This window comes from Maribacter litoralis (genome assembly GCF_003075045.1).
GTDB lineage: Bacteria > Bacteroidota > Bacteroidia > Flavobacteriales > Flavobacteriaceae > Maribacter > Maribacter litoralis.
Map to the genome: position 1 here is coordinate 333,806 of NZ_QCZD01000003.1, position 16,509 is coordinate 350,314.

At 36.8% G+C, this 16,509-nt stretch carries 9 protein-coding genes; 2 read left to right on the forward strand and 7 right to left on the reverse strand.

Going from position 1 to position 16,509, the window contains the following annotated elements; all coding sequences use genetic code 11:
• Window positions 1-31: 31 nt before the first annotated feature.
• From DCS95_RS12905 to DCS95_RS12935, 7 genes are all read right to left on the reverse strand, one after another.
• Complete coding sequence (locus DCS95_RS12905; RefSeq protein ID WP_116771203.1) at window positions 32-2,464, reverse strand: ABC transporter permease; 2,433 nt, start codon at window positions 2,462-2,464, stop codon at window positions 32-34.
• Window positions 2,465-2,618: 154 nt separating this feature from the next.
• Complete coding sequence (locus DCS95_RS12910; RefSeq protein ID WP_116771204.1) at window positions 2,619-5,018, reverse strand: ABC transporter permease; 2,400 nt, start codon at window positions 5,016-5,018, stop codon at window positions 2,619-2,621.
• 64 nt (window positions 5,019-5,082) lie between these two features.
• Window positions 5,083-7,557: an ABC transporter permease gene (locus tag DCS95_RS12915; RefSeq protein WP_116771205.1), complete on the reverse strand. Its 2,475-nt coding sequence runs from the start codon at window positions 7,555-7,557 to the stop codon at window positions 5,083-5,085.
• A gap of 23 nt (window positions 7,558-7,580) precedes the next feature.
• Window positions 7,581-9,998: an ABC transporter permease gene (locus DCS95_RS12920; protein ID WP_116771206.1), complete on the reverse strand. Its 2,418-nt coding sequence runs from the start codon at window positions 9,996-9,998 to the stop codon at window positions 7,581-7,583.
• A 190-nt stretch (window positions 9,999-10,188) separates the two neighbouring features.
• A complete protein-coding gene (locus tag DCS95_RS12925) occupies window positions 10,189-10,884 on the reverse strand; it encodes an ABC transporter ATP-binding protein (protein WP_058104953.1) in 696 nt (231 codons plus the stop codon).
• Window positions 10,885-10,946: 62 nt separating this feature from the next.
• Window positions 10,947-12,197: an efflux RND transporter periplasmic adaptor subunit gene (locus tag DCS95_RS12930; protein WP_116771207.1), complete on the reverse strand. Its 1,251-nt coding sequence runs from the start codon at window positions 12,195-12,197 to the stop codon at window positions 10,947-10,949.
• 58 nt (window positions 12,198-12,255) lie between these two features.
• On the reverse strand, window positions 12,256-13,596 hold the full coding sequence (locus DCS95_RS12935) for a TolC family protein (RefSeq protein WP_116771208.1): 1,341 nt from the start codon (window positions 13,594-13,596) through the stop codon (window positions 12,256-12,258).
• 201 nt (window positions 13,597-13,797) lie between these two features.
• Here DCS95_RS12935 and DCS95_RS12940 point away from each other — a divergent pair, with 201 nt between their 5' ends.
• Together DCS95_RS12940 and DCS95_RS12945 are read left to right on the forward strand one after the other, a co-directional pair.
• On the forward strand, window positions 13,798-15,162 hold the full coding sequence (locus DCS95_RS12940; protein ID WP_116771209.1) for a sigma-54-dependent transcriptional regulator: 1,365 nt from the start codon (window positions 13,798-13,800) through the stop codon (window positions 15,160-15,162).
• On the forward strand, window positions 15,162-16,508 hold the full coding sequence (locus DCS95_RS12945) for a sensor histidine kinase (protein WP_116771210.1): 1,347 nt from the start codon (window positions 15,162-15,164) through the stop codon (window positions 16,506-16,508). Before DCS95_RS12940 ends, DCS95_RS12945 begins: the two co-directional genes overlap by 1 nt.
• The last annotated feature ends 1 nt before the right edge of the window (window position 16,509 follow it).

The window sequence follows — 16,509 nt, forward strand, 5'->3', positions numbered from 1 at the left end:
TCTTTTTGATTGATGAAGTTTGATGCTTTACTTATTCTGACCGTAAACTCTTAACAGGATTTACAATTGCCGCCTTTATACTTTGGTAGCTTACCGTTACAATTGCTACGATAATGGCAAGAATAGCTGCCAGCAAGAATACGCCAATACCCATATCTATACGGTACGAGAAATCTTCAAGCCATTTATTCATGGCAAACCAGCCTATGGGTAGGGAGATTAAAATAGCCACCCCAACCAATTTTAGGAAGTCTACCGTAAGCCGGTAAGAAATTTGACTTACAGTAGCTCCCAACACTTTTCTAACACCGATTTCTTTTGTTCGTTTTTCGGCATTAAAGGCAGCTAATCCAAATAATCCCAAACAAGCAATAAAAATGGACAGCATAGTAAAAATGAAAAATATCTGACTCAGTTTTTGTTCCGCTTCATAGGTGGTGTTGAAGGCTTCATCCATAAAACGATAATCGAATGGTTGCCCTGGTGCCATAGCATTCCATGTACTCTCAATAGCTGCAATATTGTTTGCATAATTACCACCGCTCATTCTTACCGCCATATTTTCTGCATCTGAGTTAAGATGCATTCCCAGTGCACTAATATTGGTACGAAGTGTTTTATAATGAAAGTCTTTAACCACTCCAATTATGGTATAGTAAGTAGGGTTTTCCTGATCTATTTCCTCAGAAATCCGGATACCTAAAGCTTCTTCTGCCGTAACATTTAGAATGGGTAATGTAGCTTCATTGATTATAATGGCTGTGGAATCCGATGCATAGGCTGGATTAAAATCGCGCCCGGCAACTATTTCCATTTCCATAGTTTTTAGGTAATCGGAATCTACCTCCCATTCTTGCATTTGAATGGCACTTTCTTGATCTCTGGCTCCTTCTTCAAAGAACGAACTATCTGAGCGCCAAGAAGGTGTTGGGTAGTAATTGCTTAATGTAGCGCTCTCTACATACCCCATGTTCGCAATCTGTTCTTTAAACGCCTTCGTCTTAGACCCCAATGCTCTCATTTCATTTATTAGCAATACTTGGTCTTTGGTAAAGCCCAAATCTTTATTCTGAATGTAATTCAATTGCTGAAATACAACCAAGGTACTGATGATGAGAAATACCGAAATTGAAAATTGAAAGATTACCAAGGCATTACGTACCCTACCATTACCTACACTTTCTGCACTACTACCTTTTAAGGTTTTAACGGGAGTAAATCTTGACATGAAAAATGCAGGGTAACTGCCCGAAAATAATCCTAGTAAAAATGTTGCCCCTAATAACGCCAACCAGAACAAGGGCTGAGTAAACGGTATTGCAATTGATTTACCTGTGAAGCTATTGAAAAAAGGCAATGCTATCATTGATATTAATAACGCCGCTAACAAAGACACAAAGGCTATTAAACCTGATTCGGTTAAAAATTGAAAAACCAGATTCATTTTATTGGAACCCAAAGTCTTCCTAACTCCAACTTCTTTGGCTCTCTTTAACGAGTGTGCCGTAGACAAGTTCATAAAGTTTACACTTGCCAAAATGATCAAGAACAACCCAATAAATGAAAGAATATAAATATTCTGAATACTGCTTGTAGCACTCATTTCTGAGCTTTTATCCGAATGTAAATGAATATCGGTCAAGGGCATGGTATGGTACCGAATATAATTGCCCGATGCTGCAAACGACTCTGCCGTCATACCCGGAAAATATTTCTGTGCCCATGGTAACATGTAACGCTCTAACATGTCTTGCAAGGGTCCTTGAAAATCTTCTACCGATGCTCCAGGTATTAGTTTTATAAACGTAAAATAATTATTTCCACCCCAATTATCTTCTCTAGATGCTACGTTGCCCGCCATTGCCAAAAACACACTATAATCATTGAAATAGGAGTTTTTCGGCATATCTTCTATTACTCCGGTTACCGTATACGTATCTGTATTATCCAACAGTAGATTCTGACCAATGACATCTGTAGCACCAAAATGCTTTTCGGCTGCAGTTTTGGTCAACACTAAGGAGTTGGTACCCGTTAATGCTGTTTTTGCATTACCTGCAAGTAAGTCTATCCCAAAGAATTCAAACATGGTAGAATCGGCATAAGTGATATGGTTTTCTTTGGCACTTCTGTTTCCACCTTCTTTTTTTACATACGCACTACCTACGGTTCTGAATCGAACAGTAGATTCTACTTGCGGATAATCTCTTTTTAAGGTTTCTGCCATTGGTGCGGCGGCTTCACCAGCTTTGATTTCCGCTCCACCAAATTTTATATCAGAATCTATGCGATAAATTCTATCTGCATCGGCAAACATTTTATCATAACTAAGTTCGTCGTAGATATACAGCGATATAATTAATGCTCCAGCCATACCAATGGCTAATCCGAATGTATTTAGAAAAGTGAAAAAGGCTTGCTTCTTTAAACTCCTCCAGGCGATTTTTAGATAGTTCTTAAACATGGTTCTCGTTTTTTGGTGCTTGATTACGACTCATCAAATTCTAATTTCATGCCATTAATACAAATCATTGATTATCAGGTATTTATATGTAAAGATAAAATACTGAGTGTCAAATATTTGGACAAAATGTGTCTAAATTATTTACAATAAAGTTTTATTCCGTACGTAAACTTTTGATAGGATTCGCCCGTGCAGATTTAATGGCATGATAGCTTACTGTTATAATAGCAACGGCAACCGCCATAATACCTGCCAAGGCAAACACCCACCAGTTGATTTCTACCTTGTAAGCATAAACATTCAACCAATTATCCATAGCGTACCATGCAAATGGCGTTGCAATTACAATTGCAATGATCACCAACTTTATAAAGTCTTTTGACAATAATGTGACAATACTAGAAACTTCTGCTCCCAACACTTTTCGTATCCCTATTTCTTTGGTTCGCAACATGGCACTATACGTTGCCAAGCCAAATAAGCCCAAACATGCTATGAATATGGCTAAAAAAGAAAATAGGGTAAACAGCTTTTTAAATCTAAAATCTGCTTGGTACTGTTCATTAAAACTATCATCTAAAAAGCTGTACAAGAATGGTCTGTGTGGTGCTAAAGTTGCCCAATTTTCCTCAATATTGGCTATTGACCGCTGCATATCATCTGTCTTTACCTTTAAGGAAATATACCTTCCATATTGAGAGTAACGCATGGATAGCGGAGCTACTTCTTGATGTAGGGATATGTAATTAAAATCTTTAACGACCCCTACAATGGTTCCTTCACGACCCCATTGCTGAAATTTTTTACCAATAATTTCAGAAGGGTCTGCATAACCAAATGATTTTACTGCAGCTTCATTTACGACCATAGCACTTAGCGAATCTGAAACAAATTCCCTTGAGTACGCTCTGCCTGCCACTACCTCAATATTGTAATGCGGGATAAAATCAAAATCTATTTCATACAAAAATGGCTCAAAATGTTCCATACTGCCTTCAAATGTTTCTATCTCTGTTCCGGCAGCCGGAAAATGACCTCCTGGCACTGTGCGCGAACTAGCTACAGATGTTACTTCTGGCAAACTTTTAAGTTCATTTTTTACGGTTTCTATCTTATCCAAAACTTCACCGTCCCAATTATAATCGATGACCAATTGTTGCTCATTGTCAAACCCAAGATTTTTGTTCAACATAAAACTTAGTTGAAAATAAACGATAACCGTACTTGCTATCAATGCAATAGATAAACTGAATTGAAAAATTACTAGACCTTTACGTAAGTTCACCCCTTGCGGAGAGGAACTTATCAGTCCTTTTAAAACACTGGCGGGTTTGAATCCCGACAAAACTAAAGCAGGGTAGCTTCCCGCAAATAAACCGGTAATTATAGCCGTACCAAAATATAATGGCAACATATAAGAGCTAAAGATATCATCTATTATAAACTGCTTACCTGTAATATTCGATAACCAAGGCATGCACACAAAAACAAGTAATAACCCTATGGAAGCAGATATTAAAACCATTACTAAGGATTCACCCAAAAATTGATAGACCAATCCTTTCTTATCGGCACCAATAACTTTTCTAACTCCTACTTCTTTGGCGCGTTCCATAGACCTTGCAGTCGCCAAATTCATAAAATTGATGCTGGCAATGACAAGTATAAATAAGCCTATAACACCAAAAATATAGATGTTGGGCAGGCTGCCAACTATACCAGGTTGGCGAACAGCATCTGAATTCAAATAGGCATCCTTTAACGGTTCAAATGCTACATCATAGTAATATTCCTTTTCTTCCTCTGACCTGTGTTTATCTAAAAACACAGGCATTTTTGATTGAAAATTTTCAACATTAAAATTATTGTTTACCAAGAAATACGTATAAAAATCCACATATCCCCAAGACTCAAAAATATTTGGTCTTGTTTGGTAAAACGAACTCATAGAGAGTAAAACATCAAAATTAAAATGCGAGTTTTTGGGCACATCTTTCATGACACCGGTTACGGTATATTGCCCATCATTGGCTCTACCGCCAACACCTTCCATAACCTTACCCATTGGATCTTCATCACCAAAATACTTCTTGGCCGTACTTTCTGTCAACACCACAGAATATGGTGCTTCTAGAGCTGTTTTAGGATTCCCCGAAAGTAATGGCCAAGTAAAAACATTAAAGACCGAAGCATCCACATAGAAGCAATCACTCTCTTGAAAAGAATTAGAGTTGTATTCCAACAAAACATCCGACCTACCCGTAAACTGTACTTTTTCAATCACCTCAGAAAAATCTTCTTTTAGAGCAGGTCCTATAGGTGCATTTCCCCAAATCCACTTGTCTTTTACATCGCTCGATCCCATATGGTGTACCACTCTATAAATTTGATCGCCTTTAGTATGATACTTATCATAGGAAAGCTCCTTGTTAATGAACATTAAGATCATTAAAAAACAAGCCATGCCAATTGCAAGTCCGCCAATATTAATAATTGAATACCCTTTATTCTTAGTTAGGTTACGCCAAGCGATTTTCATATAGTTTTTAAACATGATTCTCGTATTTTCCTCTCCCTATCTCTCTACAAAGGAGTGTAAGCGGATTGGTGATTATTATTTACTCTGTACGCAAGCTTTTTACCGGGTTTACTATAGCAGCTTTTATCGCTTGAAACCCCATTGTTATCAATGCAATAACTAAAGCCATACCACCGGATAATAGAAATACCCACCAAGGTATTTCTATTTTGTATGCAAAGTCTTGTAGCCATTTATTCATAAAGTACCATGCAACTGGGGTCGCAATCAACATGGCAATTACAATTAACCTTACAAAATCGCGGGCAAGCATCTGTACAATTTCACCAATACTTGCACCCAAGACTTTCCTTATTCCTATTTCTTTTGTTTTCTGTTGGGCTATAAATGCTATTAATCCCAATAAACCCATACAGGCTATGAATATGGTTAAGAAAGAGAATACACCAAATAAATTTGCCTGTCTTTGGTCTGATATATAAGCAGTGTTTATATCATCATCAAGAAAAGAATATTCAAAAGGCACAGTAGGCTGATAAGCATTCCATCGATTTTCAATAGAAGACATCAATTTTCCGATATTTTCTGAATTTACCTTTAAAGTGATGTATGATACGCCTGTTTCATAACTCTTTGAAGTATTGGAAAACAAGGCAAATGGTGTAATATGACTATGCAACGATTCTAAATTAAAATCTTTTAAAACCCCTATCACTTTGTATGATTCCATTTTACCTCCAGGATACTGAATCATTCTACCAATAGGGTTTTGCCATCCTATTTGCTTTGCTGCTGCTTCATTGATTACAACTGACAACGAATCATTGAAGTTACTATTAAACGCTCTACCTTCTATTAACTTTAAATCTAGGGTCGACATAAAATGTTGATCAACCAAGTAAGATTGTAGTATGATATCTTTAGCAATTCCATCGTCTGAATTAGTTGCTTCTGGAAAGTAAAAATCACCAAAACTGCCTCTGGTAAGCATACCTGAAGAAATGGCGGCATTTTTTACCTCTGAAAACTCTTCAAGTTCTGATCTAAAGGTTTCTTCGCTACCCTCAAGTTTTTCTGCATTACGAATTACAAGCAAGTTTTCTTTATCATATCCTAAATCACGATTTTGGGTATAATTCAATTGCAGATAGACAATACTAGTTGCTATAATCATGATTATAGCAACAGTAAATTGAAAAACCACTAATCCGTTTCTAATGAAACCGTCTTTATTGTTCGATACTTTGGAAACTCCTTTTAAAACATTCGCTGCTTTAAAAGAAGTTAAATAAAATGCAGGATAAATACCCGCCAAAAGAGCGGTTAGTAAACTAAGACAGATAATAAATAACCAAATACCATTTTTAAATATAGTATTGAAAGTGATGGTTTTACCAGCTAGCTGATTAAAAAAAGGCAAAAATACCCAAACCAACAATAGTGCTAAAAACGTGGATACTACGGTGTAAAAAATGGCTTCTGCCAAAAACTGTTTTATAAGTTGAATTCTAGGAGAACCCAATACTTTTCTAATACCAATTTCCTTACTTCTTTTAGATGCCTGTGCTGTTGCCAAATTGACAAAATTAACCGAAGCCAGTACTATTATAAAAAAAGCAATTATGGCAAAAATGTATAAGTTTTTAATACTGTTCTGTTCTGAAATTACCGATTCTATCTCACCAGAATGTAAATGAATATCGGTTAGTGGCTGCAAGTGCAAATCCCATTTATTACCATTTTCTAAAAACTCTTCGTAAGGCTGACCTATTCTATCAAAAGCATTTGCCGCATGTAACCTAATCAATTCAGGAAACTGTGATTCTAAATGATCAATTACTTCTGGATTTGCCGCTGCTTTTTCGGTCAATTTTACATAAGTAGCCATTTGTAACCATACCCAACTCCAGTTAAATCGTTTTACATTTGAAAAATTTGAAACAGGAACTAATATATCGAAGTTTACAGAGGCATGTAAATTGCTCATGTCTTCTAAAACACCCGTAACTTTCAACGGTTTTCTTTCCTTTCCATAAAAAAGGATTTTACCAAGCGGGTCCACATCTCCAAAATATTTCTTCGCGATACTGTTAGTTACAACTATGCTATTCCCTTCTTGTAAACTTTTTTCTGGATCACCCTTTAACATAGGATAGCTTAAAACCTCTAAAAAATTGGCATCTACAGCAAATACATTTTCTTCGTTAAAAACTTGTTTTTCAGAACCATCAGAAAATTCAAGAACATCAACTCCTGGTCTGTATATACGTGTAAAACTTTCAATTTCAGGAAAATTGTCAACCAAAGTCTCACCCGCTGGCGGAGGTGTATAACCGGCATAAAACTCATCATCGCCCATTTTACCATTTAAATTGACCCTATACACTTGGTCGGCATCATTAAAAAAACGATCATAGCTTAATTCATCGCTTATAAAAAGGGCTATCAAAATAACACTGGTTAAACCAATCGCAAGTCCAGAAATATTAATTATACTATTACCCTTATATCTAAATGCATTTCTAAAAGCGATTTTTATATAGTTTTTGAGCATGATTCTCGTTTTTTGATGATGAATTATTCTTTCCTTAAGCTTTTTAACGGCTGAATCAATGCGGCTTCAATAGATTGATAGCTTATAGTTAAAATAGCTATGGTCAGTGCTATGAATCCTGCGGTAAAGAATATTCCCCAACCAATTGTAATGTGGTAGGCGAAATCTTCTAACCACCGGCTCATTAAATACCACCCAACAGGTATGGCAATGGCAATAGAAATAACGATCAGTTTCATAAAATCTAGGGTAAGCAGCTTATAAATACTCTTGAATGGCGCCCCTAGAACCAAACGTATGCTGATCTCTTTTTTTCGTTGTTCTACCATAAAGGCAGATAGTGCAAACAAACCTAAACAGGCTACTAAAATGGCAAATAGTGCAAAGCTGTTGAATATTTTGCCCATACGCTCTACATCATCATGCATACGACTGAATTCTTGATCTAGAAAGCTATAGTTTATTGCTTGACTGGGGACATTTTTATCCCAGACCGTTGCTATAGATGCCAATGCCTCATTCACATTTCCTTTTTCCAACTTTAGCGAAATAGCTCCTAAATCTTTACCGATTACCAAAGACAAGGAAGAGATATCCTCTTTTAAAGATTTAAAATGAAAATCATCTATAACACCTATTACTTTGAACATCTGTCCGTTGTTATTGATCTCTTTACCAATGGCATTTTCCAAGCCCAACTCTCTTTGCATGTTGGCATTTATAATGATGGAGTTCAAAGCATCTGACGCAAATTGTTTGGAAAAATCTCTTCCGGTTTTTACGGTAATTCCCAATGTTTTAATGTAATCATAATCTACCCTCCAAATTTGGGCGGGTATGCCCCTGCCTTCATTTCCTTCATCTTCCCTTCTAAAGGTATTTCCGTTTCTATTACCGCCATCAATAGGTAAATAGTTAGATATGGTTGCCGACTTTACCTGTGGTAATTGTAGTAACTGTTCTTTAAAATTTTCAGCGCTATCACCCAAAATACCTGTGCCCTCAAGTATTACCACGTGTTCTTTATCATAGCCCAATTCTTTTTGAAGTATAAAATCCATTTGTTGGTAAATAATCAACGTAGCTATAATCAAAATCACCGAAGTTGTAAACTGAAAAATAACGAGTCCGCTTCTTAATTTGCCACTCTTACTGCCAATACTAAGACTTCCCTTTAAAACATTTACCGGTTTAAAAGCCGATAAATAAAATGCGGGATATAATCCTGCCAAAGCCCCTACCAAAAGAGCAGATAGTACTATTACCGGAGCAAACCACCATGCCGACCATGGCATTTCTATTGTTTTTGATGCCATGTTATTGAACGTTGGCAATAACGCCCAAGCCAATACTACACCCAGTAAAAAAGATACAAAACTGTACACCACGGATTCGGTCATGAATTGTGTTACCAAATTGCTTTTATAGGCACCTATGGTTTTTCTTAACCCTACTTCTTTTGCCCTATTGGCTGATTTTGCAGTAGATAGATTTATAAAATTGATGACCGCTAACAATAGTACAAAACCGGCAACGGCAGCAAAAAGCCATACAAAACGAATATCGCCATGCTTAAGACCATCTGCCATTTTAATATCCGAATACAAATGAATATCGGTTATGGGCTGAAGTTTATACTTCATGGTTCTCAATACTTCTATAAAATCTGGTGCACGCCCACGTTCTCTTTGTGCGGGAATTATATAATCTTCAACAATAGAAACCATTTTTTGCTCTAACTCCTGCACGTTTGTATGGTCGTCTACCAATACGTAGGTAAAGTAATTCTGGTTGGTCCAGTTTGCATTGGTATCCTCTATGGGCAACAGAAAATCATAGGCTAGATGTGAGTTTTTTGGAGCATCTTTCATCACCCCGGTTACCGTATAAGGTTTGGTCTGGTCATTATCTAAAATAATGGTCTCGCCCACTACTTTACCACCATTAAAATACTTAGCCGCTTTGGATTCTGATATGACAATACTTTTAGGGTTTGCCAATGCCATTTTTGGATTGCCTTGTTGCAATTCCACTTCCAAAAGCTCAAACGCTTCTTGGTCTGCAAGCACAAAACCTGTTTCCAGATTATTTTGAGATGCCCCTGCTAAACGAAAACCACGATTGCCTGCGCCAAAAATACCAATGGTATTAATTTTTCCAGCCTTTACTATTTCTGGAAAATCGTTCTGTAAGGTTTCGGCAAAAGGCAATTGAAAGTGCGTGCTTTTCATCACCTCACCTTTATACATGCCCTCTAACACTACCCTATATAACTGGTCCTTTTTTGCATAGTGCCGATCATAACCTACTTCATTGTTAATGAACAATGCAATTAAAAGACAAGCCGCTATACCAACAGCAAAGCCACCAATTTTAATGGTGGCAAATAGCGTATCCTTTTTAATACTTCTCCAAGCAATTTTAAGATGGTTTTTGAACATGATTTTTGTTTTTTCCTCCCCTAACCCCTCTAAAGGAGGGGAATTGGCTTGGTGATTGATTGATGATATTCTATTATCCGTGATTAAGGGATAGGTTGGGTTGGTTCGGTTTTTGGTTGATTAGTTGTCTTCACTTGGGCTCCGCTCAGTGAACAGTACCAACAAAATGATTGATTGATGAATAAACTCTCTACATCATAGCACCGATTGCCCTGTTCTGACTTTCGGTTACTATTTGACCGTCGAATAGATTGACTACTCTGTGCGCGTAGTGCGAATCTCTATCTGAGTGCGTTACCATAACAATAGTGGTTCCCTCTTGGTTTAGTTCCGTTAACAAATTCATTACTTCTATACCGTTCTTGGAATCTAGATTACCTGTTGGCTCATCTGCAAGAATCAATTTTGGGTTGGTTACTACCGCTCTTGATATTGCCACACGCTGCTGTTGACCACCAGATAATTGCTGCGGAAAATGCTTTTCTCTATGTGCTATTTTCATACGCTCCAATACTTTCATTACTTTCTCCTTACGTTCTGCTTTACCCATTTTCAAATAGATCAAGGGTAGTTCCACATTCTCAAAAACGGTTAACTCATCTATAAGGTTAAAGCTTTGGAATACAAAACCTAAATTTCCCTTACGCAGTTGCGTACGTTCGCTCTCTTTTAGTCCGCCTACTTCATTGCCCGCAAAATTGTAACTGCCTTCCGTAGGGTTGTCCAGCATTCCAATAATGTTCAACAAGGTAGACTTACCGCAACCGGACGGCCCCATAATGGCAACAAATTCGCCATCTTCTACTTTTAGGTTGACACTGTTCAATGCCAAGGTTTCTACTTCTTCTGTTCTAAAACTCTTTTTTAGGTTTGTAATGGTTATCATATTCCTGCGTTTTTTGTTTGTTATAATGACGCTCAGATTACTCTGATGTGACAGTTGGTTCTCTATTTCAAAACTATTCTCTCAGCTTCCCCGAAATTATCATAGTTACTGGTGATTACTTTTTCTCCGGGTTCCAAGCCTTCCAATACTTCATAGTATCTAGAATTCTGTTTCCCTATTCTAATATTTCTTTTAATGGCTTCTCCACCATCAGGATTTACAACAAAAATCCATTGTCCGCCCGTACTTTGAAAAAAGCTTCCTTTTGGCAATAATAATGCATCGTTAGATTCGCCTAATTGTAATTTAATATTGTAGCTCTGACCCGAACGAATGGTCTCTGGTTTGTTATCGGTGAAAACCAAATCAACCTTAAATCTTCCGTTTCTTACCTCTGGATATACTTTTCGCAATCGCAATGGAAATTCTGTTCCATTACGCTCTAAAACTGCCACTAAATCTCTCTTTACACGATCAATATAATGTTCATCAATATCCGCTTCAATTTTATAATCTGTCAGCACGTTGATTTGACCTATTCGTTGCCCTTGTGAAATGCTCTGACCGATTTCTGCATCTAAAAATCCCAATTGACCGTCTGCAGGAGCTCTTACATTTAAGTGATCTAACCTTTGGTACACCATACCTAAAGTTTTCTGCATACGCGCCAAATCGGTATCCAAGCCTCTTAATGATGTTTCACGTAATTCATCATCTTGCTCCGTCTGCAATTTTACGATCTCATACTGTTTTTGGGACAGCTCATAATTTTCTTTGGACAACTGAAATGCTTCTCTTGAAATCAATTCCTCATCGAATAATGCTTTGTTCTGTTCATAATTTCTTTTTAAGCGTTGCAAATCTGTACTTGCCGTTGCCAAAGATTTTCTTCCTTCTACCTGTCTAGAATCAAAATTCAATTTTGTGGAACGCAAATCATTTTGCTTTAATGCCAAGTTACTTTCGCTTGCCAAAATCTGCTCGTACAGATTCATGTTCTCCAACTTCAAGATGATATCGCCTTTCTTCACCATGGCACCTTCTTCTATTAATTTCTCACTTACACGCCCACCTTCATAGGCATCCATATAAATAGTGGCTATTGGTGCTACGTTACCATTAATAGTAATGTAATCATCAAACTTACCATCAGAAACCGCGGCAATTGACAGCTTGTCTTTTTCTGTTCTAAAGGTCGAAACCGAACTGGCAAATAACAGTTGGTAGCCAACAAATAATAGCAATACGCCTAAGGCAATATAGCCGTAGTGTTTTGGTTTTAATCCTTTTTTCTTTTCTAGTTTTATATCCATGGTAATCGTTTGTTCGTTGTTCGTATTAAATCTCCCTCTTAATACTATTTACTTAATACTAATCTATATTGAAAACTGGTAATCCCCTGTAAAAATCCAATGTACTTTTATTGATTTCTGAACGTAGTTTTACTTGTAAATTTTCGTTTTGTGCACTGGCGTATAAATTTTTGGCGGTAAACAGTTCCAAGGCATTTATCAAGCCTTTTTCATATCTCTTTTGTGCTATGGTGAATGCTAAATTTTGCGCCTCCATTTTTTGATTGCTCTGTACCAACTCAACCACTAAAGAATTATAATCTTGCACTAATTGCTGAATGGTTTGAAACAATTCTTGTTCTTGTGTTTTTAAATTATTCTCGGCACGTAACTTTTCTATTTTAGACTGTTTCACCTGCGATCTTGCCGACCAACCGTTACTAATAGGTACACTTAAATTTATTCCCCAGTACTGAGAAGTGTTATCTCTAAACTGTTGTCTAAAAGGTAAAGTATTGCCCAAGGTGTCTCTTGTGGTCTCAAAATAACCGGTGCCAATACCTGCAAAAAATGAAAGCGACGGGTATAGTCTACCTCTAGAAACCGCTACCTGCTTTTTTGCCGCTTTAGCTCTAAACTCTTGTGCTTTTATCAATGGTAAAAATTCTCGGGCTTCGGTGTATACTGAATCAGATTTCATTTCTATTTCCGCAACGCCAACTTCCGGCAATTCTTTCGCTATTTCAATTTCAGAAGTGTTTTCTAAATTCATTTCTTGAATCAAGGTCAGCTTTGCCGATGCCAATTGATTGGCACTTTGTGTTACGTTTAATTTATCGGTCAGTAACAAAGATTCCGCCTCATATAAATCCGTACCAGCTTTCAACCCTAGTTCCACTTGCTTTTCTACTAGATTGTAATTAGATTGAGAAACGGTCAACTGTTCATTTGATATTGCTACCAAGCCTTCAAAAAACTGAATATCGTAAAAGGCTTGCATGATCCTAAATGCCAATAAATATTTTTGCTGAAGCACTTCTTCTTCCGTTGCTTTGAACAATAATTTTGAAGCCTTAATAGCGTTGATTTTCTGAAATCCCTGAAACAAATCGATAGAAGATTCTAAAGAATAATTATTGGAATAGAAATCTTGATTCACAAATGTACCCGTATTTGGATCTTCCGCTCTACCATAATTCACAAGATAGCTAGATGATGCATTTACCGAAGGCAACAAATTACGAACCGATTGTCTGTAGGTTTCCTTATTAGATTGGTTGGTGTATTTAAAATCGTTCAGCTGTAAATTGTGTTCCAACGCATAGGCAACGCATTCATCTAACGTCCAACGCTCTTGTGCAAAAACAGATGCCCAAATGGAGCAAAGTAAAAGTGTCGTTATTTTAATTTTTTTGTTCATTTCTTAATTGGTATGCCATTCTCTATACTATATGCGTGCCATAATTTTAAATACCTGATTTACAGTCTATTATAATTAAATAAAAATCAACTATAATTTATCAGTGTAAAAATGTTGTACAGATATTGTCAAATATTTTTACACTGGTATGAAAATACAAACTTCTATATGTAGATTTAAATGAGTTAATAGCATATACCCATGATCGACGCGAATATCCTTGTAATAGATGATACCAAAAGTGTACTTAGTGCTCTTGAGATATTACTACAGTTTGAGTATAAAAGTGTGCAAACCATATCTAACCCTAATCTACTTTCATCATTTCCCAACCTTAAGGAAATAGACATCATATTATTGGATATGAATTTTTCTGCGGGAGTAAATACAGGAAATGAAGGATTGTATTGGCTTCGGGAAATAAAAAAGAAGGCGCCTCATATATCGGTAATTATGATGACCGCCTATGGTGCCGTTGAACTTGCGGTTGAAGCCATAAAAGAAGGCGCTACCGATTTTGTATTGAAACCTTGGAACAATGAGCGACTATTAACTACCGTAAAATCTGCCTACGAACTTAGAAAGTCGCAAAAAGAAGTGCAACACTTAAAGCAGAAAGAAAGTAACCTAAAGCAGGTTATTAACCAAAATACCAATTACATCATTGGCAATTCAAAAGCACTTAATAGTGTATTGAGCCTTGTACAGAAAGTTGCCAAAACCGATGTCAATATTTTGGTTACCGGTGAGAATGGCACGGGTAAAGAACTTATTGCCAGAGAACTCCATAAATCGTCTGCTAGAAACAACGAAGTTTTTATTTCTGTGGATATGGGGTCCATTTCAGAGAATTTATTTGAAAGTGAACTCTTTGGGCATGTAAAAGGTTCTTTTACGGATGCCAAGGACGATCGTGCCGGTAAGTTTGAAGCCGCTAATGGTGGAACGCTTTTTTTAGATGAAATAGGAAACCTCTCGCTACAGATGCAAGCAAAACTATTATCTGTAATTCAGAACAGGGTAGTTGTTCGCGTAGGATCTAACAAACCTATTCCCGTAAATATTAGATTGGTATGTGCTACCAACTGTAATCTAGAGCAAATGGTGGCAGATGGCTTGTTTCGTGAGGATCTATTATACAGAATAAATACCATACAAGTACAAGTACCAGCACTTAGGGACAGAGATGGTGATGTATTGGTATTGGCAGACTATTTCCTTAAAAAATATGCCCATAAATATGGTAAGCCAAGTTTAAAAATAAACCAAACGGCACAAGAAAAACTAATGGGCTACCCCTGGCCAGGAAACGTACGGGAGCTTTTACATACTATGGAGCGTGCCGTAATTTTATCGGAAGGAAATGTGCTGAAACCAACCGATTTTCTACTGGACGCAAAACCAACCGTTACCATGGAAACCGGACCAAAAACCCTTGAAGAAATGGAATTATTAATGATTACCAAAGCACTGAACGATAATGATGGTAATTACAGTGCAGCAGCAGACCAATTAGGTATTTCAAGACAAACCCTATATAACAAACTTAAAAAATCGGGTAAATAATGGTCAGCAAAAGTATATACTACCAACTGGTTTTCAGGATTATTCTAATTGCCGTTTGCGCGTTGTTGACCGCATTTTTATTTGCCAAAGAACATTATCTCCTTGGCGGTATTTTAAGTTTAGTTTTTATAGGACAGACATACGCACTTATACATTACGTAAACCAGACCAACAGAAAAATAGCCTATTTTTTTGATGCCATAAAAAATGAAGATTTTACCCTGCGTTTTCCTGAAAAATTAAGTGTAAAATCTATAGAAGAATTAAACCATAGCCTGAATATGCTGAACAATATGATTCAAGATATTCACCTAAAAAAGCAAGCACAAGAACAATATTATCAAGAAATTTTACGTCAGGCAGATATAGGTATTTTCACAGTAAACGATAAAGGACATATTCTATACGCCAACCCTACAGTACAAGACCTTCTTAATTATAGACCTCTGAACCATGTAAAACAGCTAAAGCAAATAGACCCAGAACTCTATGAACTGTTTGAAGCATTGCAACCTTTTGAGAGTACCATACACTCTTTAGGCAATGAACGAGGAAAAAAAGAATTGACCCTAAAATGTACGCCCATTTCCATTGAAGGAAAACAACTGTTATTGGTCATTGTACATGACATTCAAAAAGAACTAGATGATAAGGAAACGGATTCGTGGGTAAAATTGATCAGGGTACTTACCCATGAAATCATGAATACCATAACCCCAATTACCTCCATATCAGAATCTATTTTAAAATATTTCAAAAAAGGAAACGAACTTTCTACGCCCGAAGAATTTGGTGAACTACAAATAAAAAATTCTGCCAAAGGTCTTGAGGTCATTAAAGAACAGGGTAATGACCTAATGAGTTTTGTACAGTCCTACCGTACATTTTTAAGTGTACCCGAACCTGATAGGGAATTAATACCTGCCTCTAAAATTTTAGAGAAGGTTCGTCTTTTGCTACAAGAGTATACCAATGCACATGATATAATTCTTGAAATAACCATAGAACCTGACAATCTAGAGCTGTATATTGATGAAAAACAGCTGACCCAAATACTCCTTAATTTAGGGAAAAATGCACAACAAGCGCTGGAAGGACAAGATGACGGCAAAATAGTAATCATAGCCGGCATATCGCCTCAAGGTAAAAAATACATTACGGTTACGGATAATGGCCCCGGTATTTCTCCAGAAATGTTAGATGAAGTATTTGTTCCCTTTTTTACGACCAAAAGTACGGGTACCGGAATCGGACTTAGTTTAAGTAAACAGATTATGCGGTTGCACGGGGGATCTATTCGTGTAACTTCTAATGAAACAACAACGTTTACACTAACCTTTCAATAAT

Excerpts from the sequence above, each read along its gene's own strand:
- DCS95_RS12945 (WP_116771210.1), top strand. The coding sequence starts at position 15,162 with ATGGTCAGCAAAAGTATATACTACCAACTGGTTTTCAGGATTATTCTA.
- DCS95_RS12935 (WP_116771208.1), bottom strand. The coding sequence starts at position 13,596 with ATGAACAAAAAAATTAAAATAACGACACTTTTACTTTGCTCCATTTGG.
- DCS95_RS12930 (WP_116771207.1), bottom strand. The coding sequence starts at position 12,197 with ATGGATATAAAACTAGAAAAGAAAAAAGGATTAAAACCAAAACACTAC.
- DCS95_RS12920 (WP_116771206.1), bottom strand. The coding sequence starts at position 9,998 with ATGTTCAAAAACCATCTTAAAATTGCTTGGAGAAGTATTAAAAAGGAT.
- DCS95_RS12905 (WP_116771203.1), bottom strand. The coding sequence starts at position 2,464 with ATGTTTAAGAACTATCTAAAAATCGCCTGGAGGAGTTTAAAGAAGCAA.
- DCS95_RS12910 (WP_116771204.1), bottom strand. The coding sequence starts at position 5,018 with ATGTTTAAAAACTATATGAAAATCGCTTGGCGTAACCTAACTAAGAAT.
- DCS95_RS12915 (WP_116771205.1), bottom strand. The coding sequence starts at position 7,557 with ATGCTCAAAAACTATATAAAAATCGCTTTTAGAAATGCATTTAGATAT.
- DCS95_RS12925 (WP_058104953.1), bottom strand. The coding sequence starts at position 10,884 with ATGATAACCATTACAAACCTAAAAAAGAGTTTTAGAACAGAAGAAGTA.
- DCS95_RS12940 (WP_116771209.1), top strand. The coding sequence starts at position 13,798 with ATGATCGACGCGAATATCCTTGTAATAGATGATACCAAAAGTGTACTT.